The following is a 20,728-nucleotide window of genomic DNA, read 5'->3' on the forward strand; positions in this document are numbered from 1 at the left end:
GGGCCTCCCCTTAGATCAGAACCCGAGCTTCGCGTAGGTGCTCGCGTTCTCCTTGGTGATGGTCTCCGAAGTGAGAGTGATCTCCTTCGGGACCTGCAGCTCGACCAGGTCGGACATGCCCTTGCCCTGACCGATCAGGCGAGCCAGCGTGATCGCCGAGGATGCCATCGAGGGGCTGTAGGTGACGGTCGCCTTCAGCACGCTGTTGTCGGCGGCGATCGCGTCGATCGCGGCCTTGGAGCCGGCCCCGCCGACCATGATGAACTCGCTGCGGTTGGCCTGGGTGATCGCGGCCAGCACGCCGATGCCCTGGTCGTCGTCGTGGTTCCAGACCGCGTCGATCTTCGGCAGGGCCTGGAGCAGCTGCGAGGCGGCCACCCGACCGGTGTCGGCGGTGAACTCCGCCGGGATCCGCCGCGCCACGCTGAACCCGAAGGTGGCGAGCTCGGCCTTGAAGCCGGCCGAGCGCTCCGAGGTCAGCTCCAGCGAGTCGATCCCCGGGATCTCACCGATGATCGGGTTGGCGATGTTCTTGGCCTTCATCTGCTCGCCGATGTACTTGCCGGCGGAGACGCCCATGCCGTAGTTGTCGCCCTTGATCTGGAGCCGGTAGGCGAGCGCGTCCGGGAACGCGCGGTCCAGGTTGACCACCGGGATGCCGGCCTTCATGGCCTCCAGGCCGAACGCGTTGAGCTCCTTGCCGTCGTGCGGGAGCAGGACGATGACGTCCGGCTTCTGCGCGATCAGCGTACGGAGCGCGGCGAGCTGGGCGGGCGCGTCGGCACCGGCCTCGACCGTCTTGAAGGTGACGTCCGAGTAGAGCCCGGCCTGCGCCTTGGCGTTGGTGGTGATGGCGGCCAGCCAGCCGTGGTCGGCGGCCGGGGCGGAGAAGCCGATGGTGACCGGCTTGCCCGGGGCGGCGGCGGACGCGTCGGCGACCTTGGTCTGGCCTTCCGGCGCCGAAGCGTCGTTACTGGTGCAGGCGGTGAGCAGGGCACCGGCGCCGAGCGCGGCCCCGCCGAACATCAGCCGGCGGCGCGACAGGTCGCGCGCTTGCTGGGTCATAACGACCTCCTGTTTTCTTTGAAGGGTGGGGGTGTGCGGATATGTTGGGTCCGGCGAGCGCCTGAGTGCGACGTCACCTGGAGGGTTGCGGTGCCTCAGGTCGTGGTGACCTTGTTCCGCGCGAAGAACTGGGTGACCGACTTGAACCGGAATTGCTGGATCAGTACGGCGGCGACGATGATGCCGCCCTTGACCATGTTCTGGATCTCGACCGGGAGGCCGTTGATCGCGAACAGGTTGGTGATCGTGGCGAAGATGATGACGCCGAGCACGGAGCCGATGATGGTGCCCCGGCCGCCGCTGAGCAGCGTCCCGCCGATGATCGCGGCGGCGATCGCGTCGAGTTCGTAGAGGTTGCCCATGGCCGCCTGGGCGGAGTTGGCCTGGGCGGTCAGCATGATCGCGGCGATTCCGCAGCAGAGCCCGGAGAGCGCGTAGAGCAGCAGGCTGTGCCACTTGACGTTGATGCCGGCGAGCCGGGCCGCCTCGGGGTTGCCGCCGACGGCGACCGTACGGCGACCGAAGGTGGTGCGGTTGAGCAGCACCCAGCCGACGATCACCACCCCGGCGAAGATGTAGACCAGGATCGGGATGCCGAGGAACTTGTTCGCGGCGATCCCGTTGATGAAGGTGTTGGCCGAGACCTGGGTCTGCTTGCCCGAGATCTGGGCGGCGAGCCCACGGGCGGCGACCAGCATGGCCAGGGTCGCGATGAACGGCACCAACCGGCCGTACGAGATCAACACCCCGTTCACCAGGCCGACGATCGTACCGACGATGATGGCGGTGAAGATCATGCCGGCCGCGCCGTAACTCTGGGTGGCGACCGTCGTGGCCCAGACCCCGGCCAGCGCCACGATCGCGCCCGCCGACAGGTCGATGCCGCCACCGATGATCACGAAGGTCATGCCGACGGTGACCACACCCACCACGGAGGCGAGCTGGAGGATCGACAGGACGTTGCTCCACACCCAGGAGGAGTCCCCGTACAGGTCAGGCTGGGTGACCGCGCCGATGATGATCAGCAGCGCCAGTACGCCCAGCAGCCCCAGGTTGCGGGTGATCGACTCGCCCAGGTCGCCACGCCATCTGCCACCCTTTGCCGGGGGCGTGGCGCCGCCGTGCTGCGGGGACTCGGCCACCGCGGTCGCGGTCGCGTCACTCATGCTGGCGCACCTTCCATCAGCGACCCCGACATGACGAGGTCGAGCACCGTGTCTTCGTCAAGTTCGCCAGCCAGCGCCTCGCGCACCACCCGTCCCTCCCGCATGACCAGCACGCGGTCGGCCAGGCCGAGCACCTCGGGCACCTCGCTGGAGACCAGCAGCACGCCCACACCACGGGCGGCGAGGCTGCGGATCACCTGGTAGAGCTCGGCGCGGGCGCCGACGTCGACGCCCCGGGTCGGCTCGTCGAGCAGCAGCAGCCGGGTGTCGCCGAGCAGCCAGCGACCGACCACCACCTTCTGCTGGTTGCCGCCGGAAAGGGTGCGTACGGCCCGCCGTACGTCGCGCGGGCGCAGCTCCAGCGCCTCGGCGATGCCCTCCGCCTCGGCCAGTTCCTTGCCGGCGTCGGTGAAGCCGAGCCGGGCGTAGCGGCTGAACGTGGCCAGGGTGACGTTGCGGTAGATCGGTTCGCCGAGCAGCAGCGCCTGGCTCTTGCGCTCCTCCGGGGCCATTCCCATGCCGGCCCGTACGGCCGCGCCGACGCTGCCCGGGCGCAGGGCGCGCCCGTTCATGGTGACCGTCCCGGACTGGGACCGCCGCGCGCCGTAGATGCATTCGAGCAGCTCGGAGCGGCCGGAGCCGACCAGGCCGGCGATGCCCACGATCTCGCCCGGACGGACGCTGAGCGAGATGTCGGCGAACTCGCCCTCCCGGCTGAGCCCCTCGACCCGGAGCAGATCGGTGGTCTCAGCCTCGGTCTCGGCCGGCCGGTCCGGGAAGACGTACTCGATGTTGCGGCCGGTCATCCGGCTGACCAGGTCCTTGGTGGGGGTGGTCTGGGCCGGCAGGTTCGCCGCGGTGGTCCGGCCGTCCTTGAGTACGGTGACCCGGTCACCGATCTCGCGGATCTCGTCCATCCGGTGCGAGATGTAGATGACCGCGATGCCCTGCGCGGTCAGTTCGCGGATGATCCGAAACAGGTTGCCGACCTCGTCGTGGGCGAGCACCGCACTCGGCTCGTCCATGATGATCAGTCGGGCGTCGTGGGAGAGCGCCCGGGCCATGCTGACGATCTGCTTGCCGGCGGCCGGCAGCGACCGGACCATCCGGCTCGACGGGATCTCGCCGTGGCCGAGCCGACCGAGGATGCCGTTGGCCTGGCGCTCCATCCGGCCTCGGCGGACGAAGCCGAGTCGGCGGGGTTCGTGGCCGAGGAAGGCGTTCTCGGCCACCGACAGGTCCTCGACCAGGTCGAGTTCCTGGTAGATGGTGGCGATGCCGGCCTTCATGGCGGCCTGCGGGTTGGCGAAGCTGACCGGCTCCCCCAGCCACTCGACCTGGCCCGAGTCGGGCTGGTGCGCGCCGGAGAGAATCTTGATCAGGGTGGACTTGCCGGCGCCGTTCTGCCCGAGCAGGCAGTGCACCTCGCCGGCGCGTACCTCGAGCTGCACCCCGTCCAGGGCACGTACGCCGGGGAAGGTCTTCACCACGTCGGTGAGCCGCAGGACGATCTCGGCCTGCTTGTCCGCGCTATCTGGTTGTTCGGTATTGGTTTGCTCGCTCACAATGCCTCCCCGAAGGCGACGTCGCTGGCGAGTACCGCGGCGCCGGTTACCCCCGCGCGGGGGCCGAGTTCGGAAAGCACCACCGGCAGGTTGCCGGTGGCCAGCGGCAGCGACCGCCGGTAGACCACGCTGCGTATTTCCGCGAGCAGGATGTGACCCAACTGGGCCAGCCCCCCTCCGATGACAATCATCGATGGATTGGCGAAGCTGACCAGGCCGGCGAGAACTCCGCCCACCCGCCGCCCGCCGTCACGAATGAGCCGGATGCAGGTCACGTCGCCCTCGACAGCGCCCTCGGCGACGTCCAGGGCGGTGACCGCACCGCTCGCCGCGAGTCGCTCGGCCAGCACCGGTGATGCGCCACTGCGAGCCGCGACCGTGGCGTCCTTGGCCATGGCGGCGCCGCTGAACAGCGCCTCCAGACAGCCGACGTTGCCACATGAACACATCGGTCCGTGGGAGTCGACCTGGATGTGGCCGATGTCGCCGGCACAGCCGTCGGTGCCCCGGTAGACCTCGCCGGTCAGGTAGATCCCGCACCCGATACCGGTGCCGATCTTGACAAAGAGGAAGTCGTCCACGGAGTGGGCGACGCCGCCGTGCCGTTCCCCGATCGCCATTATGTTGACGTCGTTGTCCACCACCGCCGGGCACTTGTGCTCACGGGTGAGCAGTTCGCGCACCGGGAAACGGTCCCAACCCGGCATGATCGGCGGCGACACCGGAACCCCGTCCCGGAAGCTCACCGGTCCGGGTACGCCGATGCCGACGGCGTCGAGCCGCTCGTACGCGCCCTCGACCTTGGCCTTCTGCAACAGCTCGTTGACGCGTTGCAGGATGACCTTCGGGCCGGACCGGATGTCACTGGCCTCGGCGTACGCGATGACGGGTTCGAGCCGCCCGTTGACGACCTCGACGTCGATCGAACTGGCGCCCAGGTCCACCGCGGCGAACCGCAGCCCGGGGTTGAGTTCGACCAGTGTGGAGCGTCGCCCACCACGCGAGGCGGCGAGTCCCGCCTCGGCGACGTAACCGGCGTTCACCAACCGATCCAGCTCGGCGAGCAGACGCGGGCGGGGCATCTCCAACCGGTCGGCGAGTTCGGCGCGGGAGACGGCTCCCTGGTCGCGGAGCAGTCGCAGCAACCGGAGGTGGAGTGGTTCCGCCGTACGCACGTGGACTCACCTCCCGGTCGGGTCTGTTCACATCGACGCAACGCCGAGGTGTTGTGCCCGACACAGTAGGAGCCTTCCCGCGCGGCTGTCTAGAGCTTCAGGAGATCTGGAACTAACTTTTGTCTTCCTGAGCAAAAGCAGCGGGCTGATCAAGAAAACTCAATCGTTCGGCGGACGCGGCTCCTTGCGGAGTGTGCGATCGTCCCGGAGCTCGAGGTACGGCTCCCGGTCCGGCGGGTAGCCGGCCGCGATCGCCCGCCCCCGCTCCAGTTCGGCGTTCAACTCCGCCCCGATGAGGATCGCCACGTTGGTCAACCAGAGCCAGATCAAGAAGACGATGACCCCCGCCAGCGTGCCGTACGTCTTGTTGTACGAGCCGAAGTTGGCGACGTACGCGGCGAAGGCACCCGAGACCACCAGCCACACCACGACCGCGACCAATCCACCCGGGGTGATCCAGCGGAACCCACCGTGCCGTGCGTTCGGCGACACCCAGTAGAGGATCGCGAACATCAGGCTGACCAGCAGCAGCAGGACCGGCCACTTGGCGATGTCCCAGACCGTCACCGCGACGGACCCGATGCCCAGCGCGTCACCCGCCTGCTCGGCGAGCCGACCGGTGAAGACCACGATCAGGGCACTGGCCAGCAACATCACCCCGATCACCGCGGTCACCGCGAGTCGCAGTGGCAGCGTCTTCCAGATCGGTCGTCCCTCCGGCACGTCGTAGATCGCGTTCGAGGCGCGGATGAAGGCGGCGATGTAGCCGGAGGCGGACCAGAACGCGCCGAGCAGACCGAGGGCGACCGCCAGGCTGGCCGAACCCCCGCTGCGCTGCACCTGGTCGATCGCGTCGTCGAGGATCGTCCGGATCTGTTCCTGCGGCACCACGTCCCGGATCGTGCCCTGGACATCGTCGGTGGTCCCGGTTCCGAGCAGGCCGAGCACCGACACCAGCACCAGCAGCCCCGGGAAGATCGACAGCACCCCGTAGTAGGTCAACGCTGCCGCCCAGTCGGTCAGGTTGTCGCTCTGGAACTCGCGCACCGTCCGGCGCAGCGCCGCCCAGAAGGAGGTGCCGGGCAGGTCCGTGGGGCTCTTCGGACCCTTCTCCGGGCCTGGCGCGCCGCGGTCCCGACGCGCGGCGGGCTCCCCCTGTCCCGCGTCGGCGGTCTCGTCGTCCCGGGCACGATCGCCGGAAGGCTGGTCCGAGGCCACGGCGGCCCCCCTTCTGTCTGCGGGGTGCGGTCACCATGTGTTGCCCCACAGACCGTGGGCACTAACTCCCATGGTCAGCTCACTTGTACAGCATCCGACCCATCCGGCGGGAGGCGATCAGCAAACCGAGTCCGGTGGCGGCGAGCAGGTAGACAATGTCGACCAGCCGGATCCAGCCGCCGGTGCCGGTGCTGATGCCCCGGATCAGGTCGACCGCCCGGTAGAGCGGCGTCACCTCCACCAGCCAGCGCAACACCGCAGGGTAACGCTCCGCCGGCACGAAGGTGCCGGAAAAGAGGAAGAGGGCGAACTGCGCCGAGCCCATCAGGTCGAAGTCCTGCCAGCTGCGCATGAAGGTGGAGAGCGCCATGCCGAGCGCGCCGAACGCGAAGCCGACCAGCACCGCGGCCGGGAAGGCGGTGAGCGCCCGGAGCGGGGTGGTCAGCCCCATCGCGACCATGATGGCGAGGAAGGCGGCCGAGTAGAGGGTGCCGCGCAGCATCGCCCAGCCCAGCTCACCGAGGGCGATCTCGAACGGCCGTACGGGGGTCGCGAGGATCCCGTCGTACAGCTTCATGTACTTCATCTTCCCGAAGAAGTTGAAGGTCGTCTCCGACAGCGCACCACTCATCGCGGACGAGGCGAGCATCGCCGGGGCGACGAAGGCCGCGTACGTCACCACCTCCCCTCCGGGCAGGGTGAGGTCACCGATCAGGGCGCCCACCCCGACCCCGATGGAGAGCAGGTAGAGCAGGGGCTCGAAGAACCCGGAGACCAGCACCACCCAGTAGGCGGACTTGAGCGCGGCGACGTTGCGTTCGGCCACCGAGACCGAGCGGCGCGCGCCCTCGAAACTGACCAACCGGGGCAGGACGAGGCTGACCACGGGTTTCCCTTTCTAGAGCACGAGCCGGTCTAGAGCACGAGCCGGCGACGGAAGACGGCACGGGCGAGCAGCCAGCCGCCGACCGTCCAGGCGCCCAGGTAGAGCAGATGACCGGTGATCGACCACTGCGGCGCGACACCGAGCGTGGCCGCCCGGCAGAGGTCGACCCCGTGCCAGAGCGGGGAGACGTACGCCGCCCAGCGCAACCCCACCGGGAGCGAGTCGACCGGGAAGAAGACCCCGGCGAAGAGCGTCATCGGGATGACCGCGAAGCGGAACAGGATCGCCAGGTAGCTGTCGGTGCGTACCCAGGCGGAGTAGGCGAAGACCGGGGTCGCCACGGCCAGCCCGATCAACACCACGAGCGGCAGGATGGCCAGCGCCCAGGCCGAGTGCAGGGCCCCGAAGAGTGCCGCGACCAGCAGGAACGCGGCGCTGCTGGTGAGCACCCGGACGGCGACGAAGGCCAGGTGGCCGCCGAGGATGTCGACCACGCGCAGCGGCGCGGCGGCCTGGGCGAGGTAGGTCCGGGTCCAGTTGAAGTTGCCGAGCACCGGCCAGGTGGACTCGCCGACCGCGACCTGGAGTGCGGTGGAGGCGATCAGGCCCGGCACGAGGAAGTCGAGGTAGTCGACCCCGCCGACGCCCTGGGTGACGTACGCGCCGACGCCGAGTCCGAAGCCGAGCATGGTCAGCAGCGGCAGCACGAACGAGGACACCGCACTGGACCGCCAGGTCCGCCGGTAGTCGACCAGGTGATATTCGAGTACGGCCAGGGTCGGCGCCAGGCCGCGCGGCGCGTGCGCCGGGGTGCGGGTCGGGACCGATCCGTCGACGGACACCATCAGCACACCCGGTTCCGGCCGGCCGTCACGTCACACCGCATCACGTCAGCCCTCCGTACAGCTCCGCGGCACGACCTCTGGTGTCGTGCCGCGGGTACTGTACGGCGGCCCGCCGACGTTTTCGCCGGATTATTCCGCCGGGGACTCCTCCGGCACGGTGGTGTAGAAGCCGGTCGTACGCTCGGCGGCGGCCTGCGCCTGCGCCGGGTCGGTGCCCGCCTCGACGCTCGCGTCCCGCCAACGCCCGCTGCTGAGGGTGATGAACTCCCGGCCCTCGGCCGAGCCGGACCACGCCTCGACCTCGGCCCGGTCGACCGGCTCGCCACCGCTGGCGAGGTGCATGCCGAGGCCCAGCAGCCCGAGGTCCCAGCCGACCCCGGTCGCGCCGGGCCCGAACTGGTCCCAGAACTCCTCGCTGACGTGGGCGACGTGCTCCAGTTCGAACCGGGTGCCGCCGGTCGGCTCACTGTCGAGGCGGACCTCGATCCAGCTCACCTGGTCGCCGTACTCCCAGGTGGCGGCGTAGCTCTTGGGCGGGTCGCAGCGTTCGACCGTGCCACCGGCGTTGCCTTCGAGCTGGTACCGGCCACCGACCCGCAGGTCACCGGAGACCGGCAGGAACCACCGGGCGATCCGGTCCGCGTTGGTGACGGCTTCCCAGAGGTCGTCGAGCGTGGTGTCGTAGACCCGGCTGATGGTCTGCACCCGGGCCTCACCCGCCTCGAGTACGCGGGAGCCCATCTGCCGGCGTACGGCATTGATCTCGTGGTTGACGTCGATCATCAGTCTCTCCTCGGATGTGTCTACTCGTCCTGGTCGCGGAGGCGGCGTTCGCGCTTGCCCCGGGCCACCTCGGTCGCCAGCGCGTCGAGGTGTGGGGTCCAGAACCGCCGGAAACGGGCGAGCCACACGTCCACGTCTCGTAGTGGCTCGGAGTTGACCGCGTAGAGACGGCGGGTGCCCTGCGGCCGTACGGTCGCGAAGCCGTTCTCGCGGAGCACCTTGAGGTGCTGTGACACGGCCGGCTGGCTGATCCCGAACTCGCGTTGGATCACGGTGGTGACCGCGCCGGAGGTCAGCTCCCCGTCGGCGAGCAGTTCGAGGATCCGCCGCCGCACCGGGTCCCCGAGTACGTCGAACGCGTGCACGAGCAGCAAGTTATCAGTGCACGCTTATATAAGTCAACCCTGGTCATCCCGGTCGATCGTCAGGGGTGCCTCCAGACGACGTGGCAATCCGACCCTCCCGGACCGCTCGCCGAATCAGGTAGATGTCAGCGGCCACGGCCCCGAACATCCGGTGAGGCACACCGACGACGCGCCGAACCGGACAGGCTACTGAATAATCACCTTGTCGACGTCGGCCCCCGGCCCGGCATCGCTGTAGAACCTGATGTCGACCGATCCCGAGGGCAGAACGATCTGAAACGTCACCAGGGCCGGCGTCTCCCAGCTACCGCCCGTTACCTGACGGACCTGGGGAGGCCCGCCATTCACGCTGACCATCAGGGTCCTTGGGCCATCGCTCTCGTAAACGACACCCATGGTTCTCGGGCCGGCGACGGGCACCTGGGCGTGCATGACGAGATGATTGCCATCGCCAATGTAACGGACTCGATAACCACCATCACACGTACCGCACCGGACCACCTGGGCACCGAGAAGTTCGTTACGTGGGTCCTCTGCCTGAATGACGATCTGAGGAAACGGCTGAGCCGTGGGTGACGTCGGCGGCGCACCTCTTGACTCGGCCGGGCGCGGGGTGGTGGCACCGGGGTCAGACGTCGGCCGGATGGCCTCCGGCGAAGTCGTCGAGCGCGAGCGGGTCGGGGTCGGCGTGACTGGGGCGGTGACGGAGGGCCCCGGAGACCCCTGCTCGCCAGTCGGTCCCACCAGCGGCGACAGGCTCGGCGCACCGAGCGCGCTCTCACCCGAAGCCTGCGCCGGAGGAAGGGTGGCCGCCCACAGAACCAGCCCCGTCGCGGCGATCACCCCGAGTACGGTCATCGCCATCAGGACGTAGCCGAATCCGCTGAGACCGCCGCCGTCGCGCACCTTGTGGATGCCCCGGTAGTTCCTTTCGCCGGCCGCCCGTCGGATGGAGTTTCCATAAAATCCATCTCGGCCGACTTTCGTCGCTCCAGGCCGCAACGAACGCCCCGCATCCCCTGAACGCACTTTCCCTCCATCAGCCGAAAAGCAACCCTGACCCGCTGCGCCACCACCATGACGGGCAGCACGGGTGTCGGGTTCACAGCGACGGCCGAAATCCCTCCCCGACCCTGCTCGAGGAGGCCGAAATGTCACGAGGGGGCGAAATGCGAGCAGGCTTTCCGGCGATCCGCCGCCGCCGGGCAGTTCGTGAGGGGTGCGTCGTCGATTCCCTTACCGAGAGCTCGCCCCGGAATCAGCGGTTGAACGCGAGATAGAGCGCCAGGGTGAAGTTCCCGATCAGGATGATCGCGCCCACGACGGCGAACCACCGCTGCCAGGACGTCCATCGATGGGCCTTCCCCGCCCGTACGTCGTTTGCCCTCTCCACCAGGGCCGCGGCGACGGTGACCGCGATCTTCTCCCGCTCCCCGGCGTCGCGGCGGTCCGAGGTAACACTCGCACTGAACAGGCTGACGTTGGAGCGCAGTTCCTCAGTGAGGCTCTGTAGCGCGAGGGTCATCGCGTCGATCGATCCGTTTATCTTCTGTAAATGGTCGTCATGACCTTGTAGGCGCTGCTCGATCCGTCCCGCGCCCAGCCCACGGCGATAGGCTTCCTCTTCGTTGGAATCCGGCGTGGCCATTGTCAGCACCCACGCTCGTCAAGCCTGCTCTGCGGCGGAATCATGGGCGGGAACACGATGGACCCCCTACTGCCGTTGCGGGGCCGAGGTTCGGCTTCGTCGGTGCATCCGACTGATCAACTGTGGCCGGCACCCGTCGACCGGGTCAAACCGTTCCACTCTGCCCATAATCGCAGCTCAGAGGGGACTTAGCTAGCCCCGACCCACAAGCTCCCCGGGGCCAGGGCGGCGACGACGGCCGGCAACTGCGGCGGCTCGATCCGATCCGGTAGCGGGTCCAACTCGGAGCGGGCGACCCAGGCGTACGTACTCCTGGAGGTTGACCTGCTCGTCGGGGAGCAGGCCGGCTCTGGTCAGGGCGGGCCGCTCCCCGGCGAAACGGGCGAGGAAAAAATGCTCCGGGCCGACAAACCGCTTGCCGTCGCGCCCGCACCGACCCTCTGCGCATGGTCGGGAGGGTTGTCGGTCGGGCTGGTGGAGGTGCCGCGTCGTTGCCGGCCGGCACCTCGCGCAACGCGCTCTCGAACATTCACTGACAGCGATCTCGACTACGACAAACGCATGATTCGCGCAGGCTCGGCAACTCGCGAACAATATTCACACAGCACACCCTCTGTCCTTGATTACACATTAGGACAACTGGTTGCCGGCACCTGAGGCATTTAATCTGGAGAGGTAGATGGAAATGGACCGGAGGAGAACATCTTTCAACTTCCGGGGCCCATGGTTCGCCGCCATTTACTCCATCCCCGCGGGCTGCCGCAGCCTGCCGTACCGAGGAGCAGCATCATGTCCGAATCCGACGTAAACCAATCCGACGAGCAGCCCCCACTCGCTGAAACCGAGGCAGCCGAAGCAGGCACGGAAGTCGTGCCGGCGACTGGCGCCGGCCTGCCGCCCACCGCCCAGACATTCTTCGCGGTGGTCAACGCCAATGGCACCCTCGCCCGAGGATTTGGCGTTGTCTCGTCGACCCGGCTGGCCACGGGCCAGTACCAGGTCGCGTTCACCCACGACGTCAGGGGCTCCGCCTACGTCGGAACGCTCGGACTGTCCGGCAGCGTGGGGGCGTCGCCCAGCGGCGAGATCGCGGTGGTCGGTCGCGCTGGCCTGATCAACGGGGTCTTCGTGCAGACCTTCGCTTCGACCGGAACCGCATCGGACCGAGGCTTCCATCTGGCCATTCATTCCTGACAGCCAGTCAATGGTCCCCGTGGCGTTTCGGCCACGGGGACCATTGACGAGCACCTACGGTCGACTGCGGAATTGGACGCTGACCGCAGCGGTGTTGATTCAGCTGCCAGCGCCCGCGGTCGTAGCACCATGCGAGGGTCGCTTGAGCCAGGGTGACGTTCTCGTCTCCACGAGTCGCATCGCGACGATGTGCAATTTGGTGTTGGTGTTCTGGGAGACCCGGACCAGCAGGTCGAATGCCGCCGAGGCACTCAGTTGATATCGCTCCATGAGGATGCCGCATGCCTGGCCGACCGTCGCGCGGCGTTCCAGGCCGTGCAGCATGTCACGGTGCTCTTTTACTCGCAGCAGAGCGACGGTCGAGTGGGTGGCGAGTACCAGTGCGTTCTGTCTGGCCTGGATGTCGTAGGCGTGGCGCTGAGTGGCGTAGAGATTCAGGGAGCCCAGGGTGCGGCGGTCGGCGAACAGTCGGACGCTGAGAATGCTGAGGAGGCCGAACTCCTGGACGGCCGATGGCCCCCACAACAACCATCGATTGTCCCGGCTCAGGTCGTTGCACAGCACCTCGTCCTGGCCCGCGAGGGCAGTGAGACAGGGACCTTCGCCGAGTTGACACTGGAGCTCGTCGGCACCTCGGGCGATCTTGTTGCTCGCCGCCAGGACGGTGGGGCGGCGCCGGTTCAGCATGGTGATGCTGGTTTCCTCGCACCCGGGCACCAGCACCGGAGCTAACGTCAGGATGGTCTCCATGATTACCTGCTGGTCCGGGCCGGTGAGCAGTTGGCGGGCCATGGCCGTGAGGTGGGTGACCAGACGTTCGTGGTTACCGCTGTCTGTGATGTTTTGCCGCTCGGTCATCTGCTCGTCCGTCTGCTTGTTCGTGGTTCAAGCGTGGATCGGTCGTGGCGGAGCGTTGCCGCCCGACCGGGCTCGGTGGGTGATCAGGGTGCCCGGGCAGACCTGACCGCTCTGGTCGCCGGTCTGGTCGACTTCGGGAACGAAGATGACGTTCGCGGGTCTGCCGGGCCTTACCGTCGCTGAGCCGTAGCGGGCCTGGCGCGGATGGCATCGGTGACGGTGACCGGCCGGGTCGTTGTCACGCACCGCGTCGGCCGAGGTCCGGACATGGGGACCAGGGACCGTGGGGCATGAATAGGGGTGGACGCTGGCCGGCTGCTTGACCAACTGTGGGCCCTGTCGCCGGGTCGCAGAACCACGGGCGCACCGGGATGGTGGCGGAGGGTCATGTCGTCCACCCGTAGTGCAGTGCGGACCGGCTCAACCCGCCCTTCGGTAATCCGCTGGCATCGGCGGACCTCGAATCACCAAAAAGCATACGCCTCGCCTTCAGGGCGAACAACTCCTAAGTGTTAGATGACGGACAAAGGCCACTGACCTGTTCCGGGGAACAGGACCACATCTCGCAGGACGATGGTCCGCGCTGCTGACTGTTCAGAATGCGAAGGTCCTGTTCAATTTGCGCGGTCACGGAACAGCGCTAGTGGACATACCGCCGTGGTCCGGAGCAGATTTGGGTGACGGCGCCGGGGAGCCCGGGCCTCCCGGCACCGCCGGGTTGGGGCGGTTCAGCAGCGAGCCGTCCCAACCACCCGAATGAGCCGGCACCGTAAGCAGCCCGTCGGGTGTCCCTCGATCGCCATTCCCTCGTACGTCTGGATGCGAGTCGGGTAGCCGACCCCACAGGTGGTCAGTTAGCCGACTGACATTCGTCATCCCCCGGCGTGACTCTGGATAAACCGCCTGGGTCGAGCAACCTGCCCACTCAGTTCGACCGAGGGGAGGGACCATGCTCACACGAAAAGCACACTTCCTGACCACTGTGGTGGCGCTTGTTTCCGCAATCCTCACGGCACCCGGTACGGCAGTGGCCGTACTGCCGCCGTACTTCGTCGACCAGGTGGCCTTCGCCGGCTTGACCCAGCCGACGAAGGTTGCCTTCGCCGCCGACGGTCGGGTCTTCGTGGCCGAAAAACGGGGTGTGATCAAGGTTTTTGACAACCTGGTCGACACCACGGCCACCACTTTCGCCGACCTGAGCACGGCGGTCTACGACTACGAGGACCTCGGCCTGCTCGGGCTCGCGCTCGCGCCCGGCTTCCCCGGCAATCCGTGGGTGTACGTCAGTTACACCCACGACGCACCGCCCGGTGGCACCGCCCCTGTCTACCGCGACACGTGCCCGGCGACCGACAGTTGTCTGGCGAGCGGCCGAGTCTCCCGGTTGAGAGCCTCCGGCAACGGGATGATCGGCGCCGAACAGGTCCTGGTAACCGACTGGTGCCAGCAGAGCGACACGCACTCCATGGGCGATGTCGCCTTCGGGCCCGACGGCGCCCTGTACGTGGCCGGTGGTGAGGGTGCGAGTGGTAACCAGGTCGACTACGGGCAGCTCGGCACACCCACCAACCCGTGCGGCGATCCGCCGTCCCCGGTCGGCGGCGCGATGACCCCGCCAACCGCCAGGGGTGGAGCACTGCGCTCACAGAGCCCACGTTCGGGTGGGCCGGCACGACTGTCCGGAACGGTGATCAGAATCAACCCGGCGACGGGTGCGGCCCTGCCGGACAATCCCCAGGCCGGCAGCCTGGACGCGAACACCCGTCGGATCATCGCGTACGGCCTGCGTAATCCGTTCCGGTTCGTGTTCCGCCCCGGCACCCGCGAAATCTGGCTGGGCGACGTCGGGTTCCGGGACTGGGAGGAGATCGACCGGTTGGTTCCGGCGACCAGCGGGGCGGCACCCAACTACGGTTGGCCCTGTTACGAGGGGGCGACCCGGCAACCGAACTACGACGCGGCCAACCTCAACCTCTGCGAGACCCTCTACACCGCCGGCCCGGCCGCGGTGGTCGCACCGTTCCACACCTACCGACACGCCCTTCCGGTCGTACCGGGGGACGGATGCCGGACCACCAGTGGCGCGATCACCGGACTCGCCTATCTACCGGAAACTCCCGGCAACTACCCGGCCCGCTACAAGGGTGGCCTCTTCTTCACCGACCTGCTCCGGCAGTGCGTCTGGGCGATCAAGCCGGGCTCGGGCGGTGTACCCAACCCTCGCTACATCCAGCCGCTGGGCAGCACGATCGGCCTGCCGGTGGACCTGGCGGTCGGTCCCGACTGCAATGTCTACTACGTCAGCATCACCACCGGCGCGGTGCGGCGCTATGTCTACAAGACCGGCGGGACCGGAGGTTGCCCGCCATGATGCTCGGCGACGGCCGCATCAGCCCGCGCGGCCTGCGGCGCGGCCGGCCCGGACGGGCGCGCCGCAGCCGATGACCGCACCGGGGGTGGCCGGCCGCAGACGGCCGCCCCCGGTGCCCATACCGTTGTCACCTTCTCCCCCGCCGGAGCGCCCGCGCTCCGGGGACCTGACCGCCCCGGTCGGACCGCGGTGGTGTTCGTTATTCGCGCAACTGGCGGTCAACTGGTTCGCTATCTGTGCTGACGATCGGCGGCCGTGCCGGCATCGTTACGGTGTGGAAGCGAATTCGCTGGCAGACCGGATGGCCTCCTGGGCGCGCATGTTGGCATCAGCGCCCGATCCGACGAATCTGCTGGCCCACGTCGCCACGATGACCCGGACGGAGGTGCCCGGCGCAGACGCCGTCGGGGTGACCGTCTTCGACAGTTCGGGGCTGTCTCTCAAGGCGTCCACCGGGGCGCTGGTGCTTGGCATGGATGCGGCCCAGCGCACGGTGCGCGAGGGGCCTTGCCTGGACGCCGCCGCGACTCGGGCGACCGTCCGTAGCGACGACCTCACCTCCGACGTCCGCTGGCCCAGGCTCGCACCACATGCCGCCGAGGTCGGCGTACGTTCGGCGCTCGCGCTGAGGCTCTTCGTGACCGACCGGCCGTTGGGCGTGCTGAGCATCTACGCCACCACAGCAGGTGCCTTCGGGCAGGTCGCCGAGGCGACTGGCAGTCTGCTGGCGGCGCACGCGGCCGTGGCGATCGCCGCGATGAGCGTGCAGTTCGAGTTGCGTACGGCGCTGGAGTCCCGGGACCTGATCGGGCAGGCCAAGGGGGTGTTGATGGAACGGTGCGGGGTGACCGCCGAGGAGGCGTTCAAGTGGCTCACGGTCACCTCGCAGCGGAGCAACATCAAGCTCAGGGACGTCGCCCGGGAGCTGATGACCTCTCGCGATTCCGGGGGGTGGGCCGCTGGCGCACCCGTCGACCCGCCCCAGTAGGCCCGTCTGTCCACAACGCGCACATTTACCCACCTGATCTTCGTATTCCGGACAAGTGTTGATACTGTCGGATCAGGCGGATTATCTGCTTGACCGACCGGCCACACGGTCATCTGTCGGCCGCGGGTGCGGCTGAACATCAAGGGCATACGTCCTTCGGATGGCATGCCGACACGCGCTCGCGAAAGCGTTTGCCTCCATGACGGTCACCAGACGCACTCCCGACCCGCCTCTTCCGGCCCAGTCCGTTTTCACCACCACCAAACCCGAAGAGGCCCACGCCTTCTCCTGCGCCCAGTACGCGGAAGCCGCAGTGCGGTTCCGTGGATCGCGCGAGGCATTCAGGTTCCGGCATACGTACCGCTCCGCGGGGCGGTTCGCCATCGCCACCGCCTTCCACACGATGTCGATCGAGGGCGTCCACGAACCGCCGGAGCGACTCCTGGTCGGGCGGGTGCTGGCCGGTAGATTCGAATGCGACACCATGGGACACACCATCAGGGCCGGGCCAGGAGACGTCTTTCTCGCGGCGCGGCCCGGCGAGCCGTTCACGGCACGTTGGGACACCGTCCACATGCAGATCGTGCAGATCGACCACACCACACTCGCCGAGGTCCTCGGCGCGAACCCGGCCGGGCCGCCAATACAGCTCAACGGCCACGGGCCGGTCTCTCCGGCCGGCGCCCGGCTCTGGATGGACACCGTGGACTACCTCGCCACCAGTGTCCTTCCCAACCCCGAGGTCGCCCGCAGTCCGCTCGTCCTCGCCAACGCGACCCGCGCCCTCGCCGCGGCCGTCCTGACCGTCTTTCCCAACGACTCCTTCGACCGGTGCACCCCGAAAGACCGGACCGACGCCAACCCGTTCGTCCTGCGCCGTGCCATCGAGTTCATCGACTCGCACCTCGCCGCCGACATCGCACTCTCGGACATCGCCGCCGCCTCACGGGCGACCGGCCGCGCGGTCCAGCGCGCCTTCCGCCGACATCTCGGCACCACTCCGACCGCCTACCTACGTGACGCCCGCCTCCACCAGGCGCACCGCGACCTCACCAACGGCGACCCCGCCAACGGTGACACGGTCACCGCCATCGCGGCCCGATGGGGCTTTCTCCATCCCGGCCGATTCGCCACGGCCTACCGACGTGTCTACGGGAGATCCCCGCGCATCACCCTGCACCAGTGACGGAGGAGACCAATGCCCGTCAACAGCACCACCACAGCGCTCACGCGGTCCGAGTTCGCCACCGCAGATCCGGACGCCGCGCACCACTACATGAGCAATGTCTATGTCGGCCATCGGGTCCAGCAGCAAGGCAGCACGGCAGGCTTCACCTTCGCCACCACGCGGGACCCCGTCGGCGAGATGAGTATCGATCACGTACGGCATTCGTCGGGCACATCCTGCGTGACGGAGTCACCGGATCAACACATCTTCCTGTTCCCGAACGCCGGATGCATTGAGGTGTCCACGAAACGCGAGCACGTCCGACTGGCCAAGGGGGACGCAGGTTGCCACCACGTCGACTGGCCGATGACGGTGAACTGGGACATCCTGGATCTCTTTGTCCTGTCGCTGCCGGTGGAGGTGCTCAACCGTGTCGCCGACGAGCGCGCCGGTTGTGGTCTCGCCGGCGGCCTGCGTTTCGAGGCGATGACACCGATCTCGCGGGCGATGGCCAGATACTGGCGGTCGACGGTCAGTTACGTGCACCGCGAACTCGTCGCCCCGGGCTCGACCCTGTCCAGCCCACTGATCCAGGCTACGACGACGGATTTGGTCGCCATCGCGGCGCTGAGCACCTTTCCGAACACCACGATGACGCTCGGGCCGGCACGGGATTCCGAACGGGTCGCGCCGACGGCGCTGAGACGGGCCGTCGCGTACATCGATGCCCACGCCGCCGAACCGATCACCCTGACCGACATCGCGGCCGCCGCCAGGGTCGGCCCCCGGGCACTACAGCAGGCATTCACCCGCCACTACGACACCACCCCGACCAACTACCTGCGCCGGATCAGGCTCGAACATGCGCACCGCCAACTACAGAGCGCCGGTGCCACCCGGGGCGAGACCGTGGCCTCCATAGCCCGCAGGTGGGGCTTCGCCCACCCCGGCCGGTTCGCCGCCGCCTACCGTAGGCAGTTCGGCCGGACACCCCAGCAGACCCTGCGCGGCTAGTGGTGGCCCCCGGACACGGCAACGCCCGTCCGGCACAGGGCGGGACGGGCGTCGGTCGTACGGTCAGGGGCGGTTACGGACGGCGGCTGGCGGCATCGGTGACAAACGCGCGCCAGGCGGCCGGGCCGAAGGCCAGGGTGCCGCCGTCGCGGTCCTTGCTGTCCCGGACGAACACCCGGCCGGGCAGGTTGTCCGCCACCTCGACACAGTCACCGCCGCTGGAGTTGCTGCGGGTGGACTTGCGCCACTGGGCTCCGGTCAGATCCATGGCCTCACGATCTCCTTGATCAGGTCGAGCGACTGCCGGCGTGGCAGCGCGTCGTTACGGACACTCTCCCACTTAGCCAGCAGGGTTTCCACGTCCTCGGTCCGGTCCGCCACGTTGCCGCCGAGTTGGTCATCCAGGTGGCCGACCCAGCCGGCTTCCGTCGAATGGGCCAGGATGAGCGGCCCGTCCAAACCGACATACAGGCCGGCGCTGGCCGGGATGACGTGCACGCTGACGTGCTGGCGCTCGGCGCTGGCCACCAGGTGCATGAGCTGCTCCGCCATCACCTTCTCGCAGCCGTCGGCAAAACGACGCAGGGCCGACTCGTCGATCACGGCGGTGAGCTGCGGCGGGTGTTCCCGATCCAGGATGGCCTGCCGTTCCATCCGGGCGGCCACGAGCTTCTCCACCTCCTCCTCGGTGAGCCGGGAGTCGGTCCGAATCACCGCCCGGGCGTAGTCCTCGGTCTGGAGCAGCCCCGGGATCAGCGTCGGGTGGAAACAGCGGAGTTGGGTGGCGTTGCGCTCGGCCTCCAGCCAGGGCCGGAACCAGATCGGCTCGCCGTCCCGCTTGGCCAGCTCCAGCATCGCGACAAAGAGGCCACCGGTCTCGAAGATCTCGTCGGCGCGGGCCAGGTAGACCTCGTCCAGCGGGCGCTGCCCCAACTCCACCGCCGACACCTGCGAGCCGGAGTAGTGCGCCCGTTTGCCGAAGTCCTCCTGGCTCATACCGGCGGCGTTTCGCATTCGCCGTAACTGGGCCCGGATCAGTTCCGCCGTGGGTACGGGTTTGGTCGCCACACTTCCTCCACAATCTTGTGATCACCATTGTTGATCCACCTGGCGGCAGAACCGTCCGCATCGGCTCTGCCGGTTGCACCGCGAACCTCTATTGCAAGGTAGTGGGGTGAGGGCAGGCTGTCACTAGCGGAACCGTTCGGATTCAGTCGGCAAGTGACCGGGCGGAACTGCGGGGCCGCCCCGCTTCCCCACCCGCCCGTCGGGGCGGCCCCATTCCATTCCTTCGCGCAGCGAGGAGACAACCATGCAATTGCAGAATGACGAGTCGACGCCGACCATCGAGCCGGCCGTCCCCGTCACGCCGCCGCGCGAGATGACCCCCGACCTGCCGCCGGCCCCGAGCACCCGGACACGCTCGACCAACCAGGGACGCGGCTACGGCGACAGCCCGCTGATGGTGATCGCCGTCGGCGTCTACGGTCGGCGTCGCAGCACCAGCCGCCCGGCATGAACGGACAGCTCCGGTCGATCTCTGTCGCGCGTAGTCGACACCAACTCCCGCGCCGGCCGCCATGAAGCGGAAATGTTCTACATGGAATTCCATGTACGCGCTGGTGGCGGCGCCGCCACCATTCCCGAAGCGTCGGACGGGAAGGAAAAATGTGTGCAACGACGATCACCTGACCGAGCCGCATCAGCATGACCCGGACTAGCATTGCCGCGACGCGTGGCCATGCGTGATTTTCCGGCGTCGACTGCGCGCGCTCTATCACCGCGAGCCGGAGAAGCTGACAATCTTCATGAGCCACTTCCGCGACCGGGCCGCCGCCGAGTTGCCCCACCTCACACCGGAACAGATCGACGCCCGCTTTCTCGGCTGGATCGACCGGCCGTCCCACCAACGGTCGGACCGACGTTCGATCTGAAGAGCCGGCGCGGGAGACAGGGCGGGGCGGCGTAGCCTGCCGCAGTGAGCACAAGTCGTAGTTACGGAGATCCGTCCGGCATTGCCCGAAGTCTCGACGTCGTGGGCGAACGCTGGGGCCTGCTGGTCGTACGCGACCTGCTGCCCGGCCCGAAGCAGTTCAGCGACCTGCTCGCCGGCCTGCCCGGGATCAGCCCCAACGTGCTGAGCAAGCGGCTACGCGAACTGGTCGAGGGTGGGGTGGTCGACTATCAGGACCTCGGCGCACCGGACCGGGTCCGGGTCTACGAGCTGACCGAGTGGGGCCGCGACCTGGAACCGGTGCTGCGCCACCTCGAACAGTGGGGACAGCGCGCCCCACTCCCACCCGCCGGACCCCCATCTCGTTGATCATGAAGTTAGCGCACCCGATCAGGCTGGATGGGGTCGCCAACTTCATGATCAACGAGGAGGGCGGGCGACGGCGAGGGCGGCGGGCGGTCTCGA

Annotated in this window: 22 protein-coding genes and 1 pseudogene; 8 read left to right on the forward strand and 15 right to left on the reverse strand. The window is 68.1% G+C overall.

Annotation, left to right across the window (positions count from 1 at the left end; all coding sequences use genetic code 11):
• Window positions 1–15 precede the first annotated feature (15 nt).
• The 12 genes and pseudogenes from BDK92_RS09410 to BDK92_RS41115 form a co-directional block, all read right to left on the reverse strand.
• Window positions 16–1,065, reverse strand: a complete 1,050-nt coding sequence (locus tag BDK92_RS09410) for a substrate-binding domain-containing protein (protein WP_121156366.1) — start codon at window positions 1,063–1,065, stop codon at window positions 16–18.
• 95 nt (window positions 1,066–1,160) lie between these two features.
• Complete coding sequence (locus BDK92_RS09415; protein WP_121156367.1) at window positions 1,161–2,231, reverse strand: ABC transporter permease; 1,071 nt, start codon at window positions 2,229–2,231, stop codon at window positions 1,161–1,163.
• Window positions 2,228–3,796, reverse strand: coding sequence for a sugar ABC transporter ATP-binding protein (locus BDK92_RS09420; protein WP_246016928.1), 1,569 nt, complete (start codon window positions 3,794–3,796; stop codon window positions 2,228–2,230). Before BDK92_RS09420 ends, BDK92_RS09415 begins: the two co-directional genes overlap by 4 nt.
• Window positions 3,793–4,971, reverse strand: a complete 1,179-nt coding sequence (locus BDK92_RS09425; protein WP_121156369.1) for an ROK family protein — start codon at window positions 4,969–4,971, stop codon at window positions 3,793–3,795. The genes BDK92_RS09420 and BDK92_RS09425 overlap by 4 nt, the downstream gene beginning before the upstream one ends.
• Window positions 4,972–5,130: 159 nt before the next feature.
• Complete coding sequence (locus tag BDK92_RS09430) at window positions 5,131–6,189, reverse strand: YihY/virulence factor BrkB family protein (protein WP_121156370.1); 1,059 nt, start codon at window positions 6,187–6,189, stop codon at window positions 5,131–5,133.
• Between the two features lie 79 nt (window positions 6,190–6,268).
• Window positions 6,269–7,075: an ABC transporter permease gene (locus BDK92_RS09435; RefSeq protein ID WP_121156371.1), complete on the reverse strand. Its 807-nt coding sequence runs from the start codon at window positions 7,073–7,075 to the stop codon at window positions 6,269–6,271.
• Between the two features lie 29 nt (window positions 7,076–7,104).
• On the reverse strand, window positions 7,105–7,920 hold the full coding sequence (locus BDK92_RS09440) for an ABC transporter permease (protein WP_121161870.1): 816 nt from the start codon (window positions 7,918–7,920) through the stop codon (window positions 7,105–7,107).
• Window positions 7,921–8,049: 129 nt separating this feature from the next.
• The gene (locus BDK92_RS09445) at window positions 8,050–8,703 is read right to left on the reverse strand and encodes an SRPBCC domain-containing protein (RefSeq protein WP_121156372.1); all 654 of its coding nucleotides are present in this window, start codon (window positions 8,701–8,703) and stop codon (window positions 8,050–8,052) included.
• A 20-nt stretch (window positions 8,704–8,723) separates the two neighbouring features.
• Window positions 8,724–9,068 (reverse strand): ArsR/SmtB family transcription factor, encoded by a 345-nt coding sequence (locus BDK92_RS09450; protein WP_121161872.1) that lies wholly within the window; start codon window positions 9,066–9,068, stop codon window positions 8,724–8,726.
• Between the two features lie 186 nt (window positions 9,069–9,254).
• Window positions 9,255–10,097 carry a carbohydrate-binding protein gene (locus BDK92_RS38360; protein ID WP_147456949.1) on the reverse strand — a complete coding sequence of 281 codons (843 nt, stop codon included), beginning with the start codon at window positions 10,095–10,097 and terminating at the stop codon, window positions 9,255–9,257.
• A 229-nt stretch (window positions 10,098–10,326) separates the two neighbouring features.
• Entirely contained in the window at window positions 10,327–10,716 is a 390-nt protein-coding gene (locus tag BDK92_RS09460; RefSeq protein WP_147456950.1) for a hypothetical protein, read from the reverse strand.
• A 188-nt stretch (window positions 10,717–10,904) separates the two neighbouring features.
• Window positions 10,905–11,136, reverse strand: a pseudogene (locus tag BDK92_RS41115) (NUDIX hydrolase); the annotation flags it as partial.
• Window positions 11,137–11,505: 369 nt separating this feature from the next.
• Between BDK92_RS41115 and BDK92_RS09465 the strand changes: the two are divergent.
• Entirely contained in the window at window positions 11,506–11,910 is a 405-nt protein-coding gene (locus tag BDK92_RS09465; RefSeq protein WP_121156375.1) for a hypothetical protein, read from the forward strand.
• A gap of 99 nt (window positions 11,911–12,009) precedes the next feature.
• On the opposite strand, the gene BDK92_RS09470 is transcribed toward BDK92_RS09465, so the two are convergent.
• Window positions 12,010–12,768 (reverse strand): GAF and ANTAR domain-containing protein, encoded by a 759-nt coding sequence (locus tag BDK92_RS09470; protein ID WP_121156376.1) that lies wholly within the window; start codon window positions 12,766–12,768, stop codon window positions 12,010–12,012.
• A 949-nt stretch (window positions 12,769–13,717) separates the two neighbouring features.
• Here BDK92_RS09470 and BDK92_RS09475 point away from each other — a divergent pair.
• The 4 genes from BDK92_RS09475 (at window position 13,718) to BDK92_RS09490 (ending at window position 18,309) form a co-directional block, all read left to right on the forward strand.
• Complete coding sequence (locus BDK92_RS09475; protein ID WP_121156377.1) at window positions 13,718–15,139, forward strand: PQQ-dependent sugar dehydrogenase; 1,422 nt, start codon at window positions 13,718–13,720, stop codon at window positions 15,137–15,139.
• 319 nt (window positions 15,140–15,458) lie between these two features.
• The gene (locus tag BDK92_RS38905) at window positions 15,459–16,127 is read left to right on the forward strand and encodes a GAF and ANTAR domain-containing protein (RefSeq protein WP_170208532.1); all 669 of its coding nucleotides are present in this window, start codon (window positions 15,459–15,461) and stop codon (window positions 16,125–16,127) included.
• Window positions 16,128–16,326: 199 nt separating this feature from the next.
• Window positions 16,327–17,313, forward strand: coding sequence for an AraC family transcriptional regulator (locus BDK92_RS09485; protein ID WP_170208533.1), 987 nt, complete (start codon window positions 16,327–16,329; stop codon window positions 17,311–17,313).
• Window positions 17,314–17,325: 12 nt separating this feature from the next.
• Window positions 17,326–18,309 (forward strand): AraC family transcriptional regulator, encoded by a 984-nt coding sequence (locus BDK92_RS09490; RefSeq protein WP_121156380.1) that lies wholly within the window; start codon window positions 17,326–17,328, stop codon window positions 18,307–18,309.
• 73 nt (window positions 18,310–18,382) lie between these two features.
• On the opposite strand, the gene BDK92_RS09495 is transcribed toward BDK92_RS09490, so the two are convergent.
• Together BDK92_RS09495 and BDK92_RS09500 are read right to left on the reverse strand one after the other, a co-directional pair.
• A complete protein-coding gene (locus BDK92_RS09495) occupies window positions 18,383–18,577 on the reverse strand; it encodes a DUF397 domain-containing protein (protein WP_121156381.1) in 195 nt (64 codons plus the stop codon).
• On the reverse strand, window positions 18,568–19,323 hold the full coding sequence (locus BDK92_RS09500; RefSeq protein ID WP_121156382.1) for a helix-turn-helix domain-containing protein: 756 nt from the start codon (window positions 19,321–19,323) through the stop codon (window positions 18,568–18,570). Before BDK92_RS09500 ends, BDK92_RS09495 begins: the two co-directional genes overlap by 10 nt.
• A gap of 298 nt (window positions 19,324–19,621) precedes the next feature.
• Here BDK92_RS09500 and BDK92_RS09505 point away from each other — a divergent pair, with 298 nt between their 5' ends.
• From BDK92_RS09505 to BDK92_RS09515, 3 genes are all read left to right on the forward strand, one after another.
• Complete coding sequence (locus tag BDK92_RS09505) at window positions 19,622–19,828, forward strand: hypothetical protein (RefSeq protein ID WP_121156383.1); 207 nt, start codon at window positions 19,622–19,624, stop codon at window positions 19,826–19,828.
• Between the two features lie 226 nt (window positions 19,829–20,054).
• Window positions 20,055–20,243 carry a hypothetical protein gene (locus BDK92_RS09510; RefSeq protein ID WP_121156384.1) on the forward strand — a complete coding sequence of 63 codons (189 nt, stop codon included), beginning with the start codon at window positions 20,055–20,057 and terminating at the stop codon, window positions 20,241–20,243.
• Window positions 20,244–20,287: 44 nt separating this feature from the next.
• Window positions 20,288–20,632, forward strand: coding sequence for a winged helix-turn-helix transcriptional regulator (locus BDK92_RS09515; protein WP_121156385.1), 345 nt, complete (start codon window positions 20,288–20,290; stop codon window positions 20,630–20,632).
• Window positions 20,633–20,728 lie beyond the last annotated feature (96 nt).

The organism is Micromonospora pisi (assembly GCF_003633685.1).
GTDB lineage: Bacteria > Actinomycetota > Actinomycetes > Mycobacteriales > Micromonosporaceae > Micromonospora_G > Micromonospora_G pisi.

Bases quoted from the DNA above. Each gene is read 5' to 3' on its own strand.
- BDK92_RS09410 (WP_121156366.1), bottom strand. From the start codon at position 1,065: ATGACCCAGCAAGCGCGCGACCTGTCGCGCCGCCGGCTGATGTTCGGC.
- BDK92_RS09415 (WP_121156367.1), bottom strand. From the start codon at position 2,231: ATGAGTGACGCGACCGCGACCGCGGTGGCCGAGTCCCCGCAGCACGGC.
- BDK92_RS09440 (WP_121161870.1), bottom strand. From the start codon at position 7,920: ATGGTGTCCGTCGACGGATCGGTCCCGACCCGCACCCCGGCGCACGCG.
- BDK92_RS09445 (WP_121156372.1), bottom strand. From the start codon at position 8,703: ATGATCGACGTCAACCACGAGATCAATGCCGTACGCCGGCAGATGGGC.
- BDK92_RS09460 (WP_147456950.1), bottom strand. From the start codon at position 10,716: ATGGCCACGCCGGATTCCAACGAAGAGGAAGCCTATCGCCGTGGGCTG.
- BDK92_RS09465 (WP_121156375.1), top strand. From the start codon at position 11,506: ATGTCCGAATCCGACGTAAACCAATCCGACGAGCAGCCCCCACTCGCT.
- BDK92_RS09470 (WP_121156376.1), bottom strand. From the start codon at position 12,768: ATGACCGAGCGGCAAAACATCACAGACAGCGGTAACCACGAACGTCTG.
- BDK92_RS09475 (WP_121156377.1), top strand. From the start codon at position 13,718: ATGCTCACACGAAAAGCACACTTCCTGACCACTGTGGTGGCGCTTGTT.
- BDK92_RS38905 (WP_170208532.1), top strand. From the start codon at position 15,459: ATGTTGGCATCAGCGCCCGATCCGACGAATCTGCTGGCCCACGTCGCC.
- BDK92_RS09485 (WP_170208533.1), top strand. From the start codon at position 16,327: ATGACGGTCACCAGACGCACTCCCGACCCGCCTCTTCCGGCCCAGTCC.
- BDK92_RS09490 (WP_121156380.1), top strand. From the start codon at position 17,326: ATGCCCGTCAACAGCACCACCACAGCGCTCACGCGGTCCGAGTTCGCC.
- BDK92_RS09495 (WP_121156381.1), bottom strand. From the start codon at position 18,577: ATGGATCTGACCGGAGCCCAGTGGCGCAAGTCCACCCGCAGCAACTCC.
- BDK92_RS09500 (WP_121156382.1), bottom strand. From the start codon at position 19,323: ATGCGAAACGCCGCCGGTATGAGCCAGGAGGACTTCGGCAAACGGGCG.
- BDK92_RS09505 (WP_121156383.1), top strand. From the start codon at position 19,622: ATGCAATTGCAGAATGACGAGTCGACGCCGACCATCGAGCCGGCCGTC.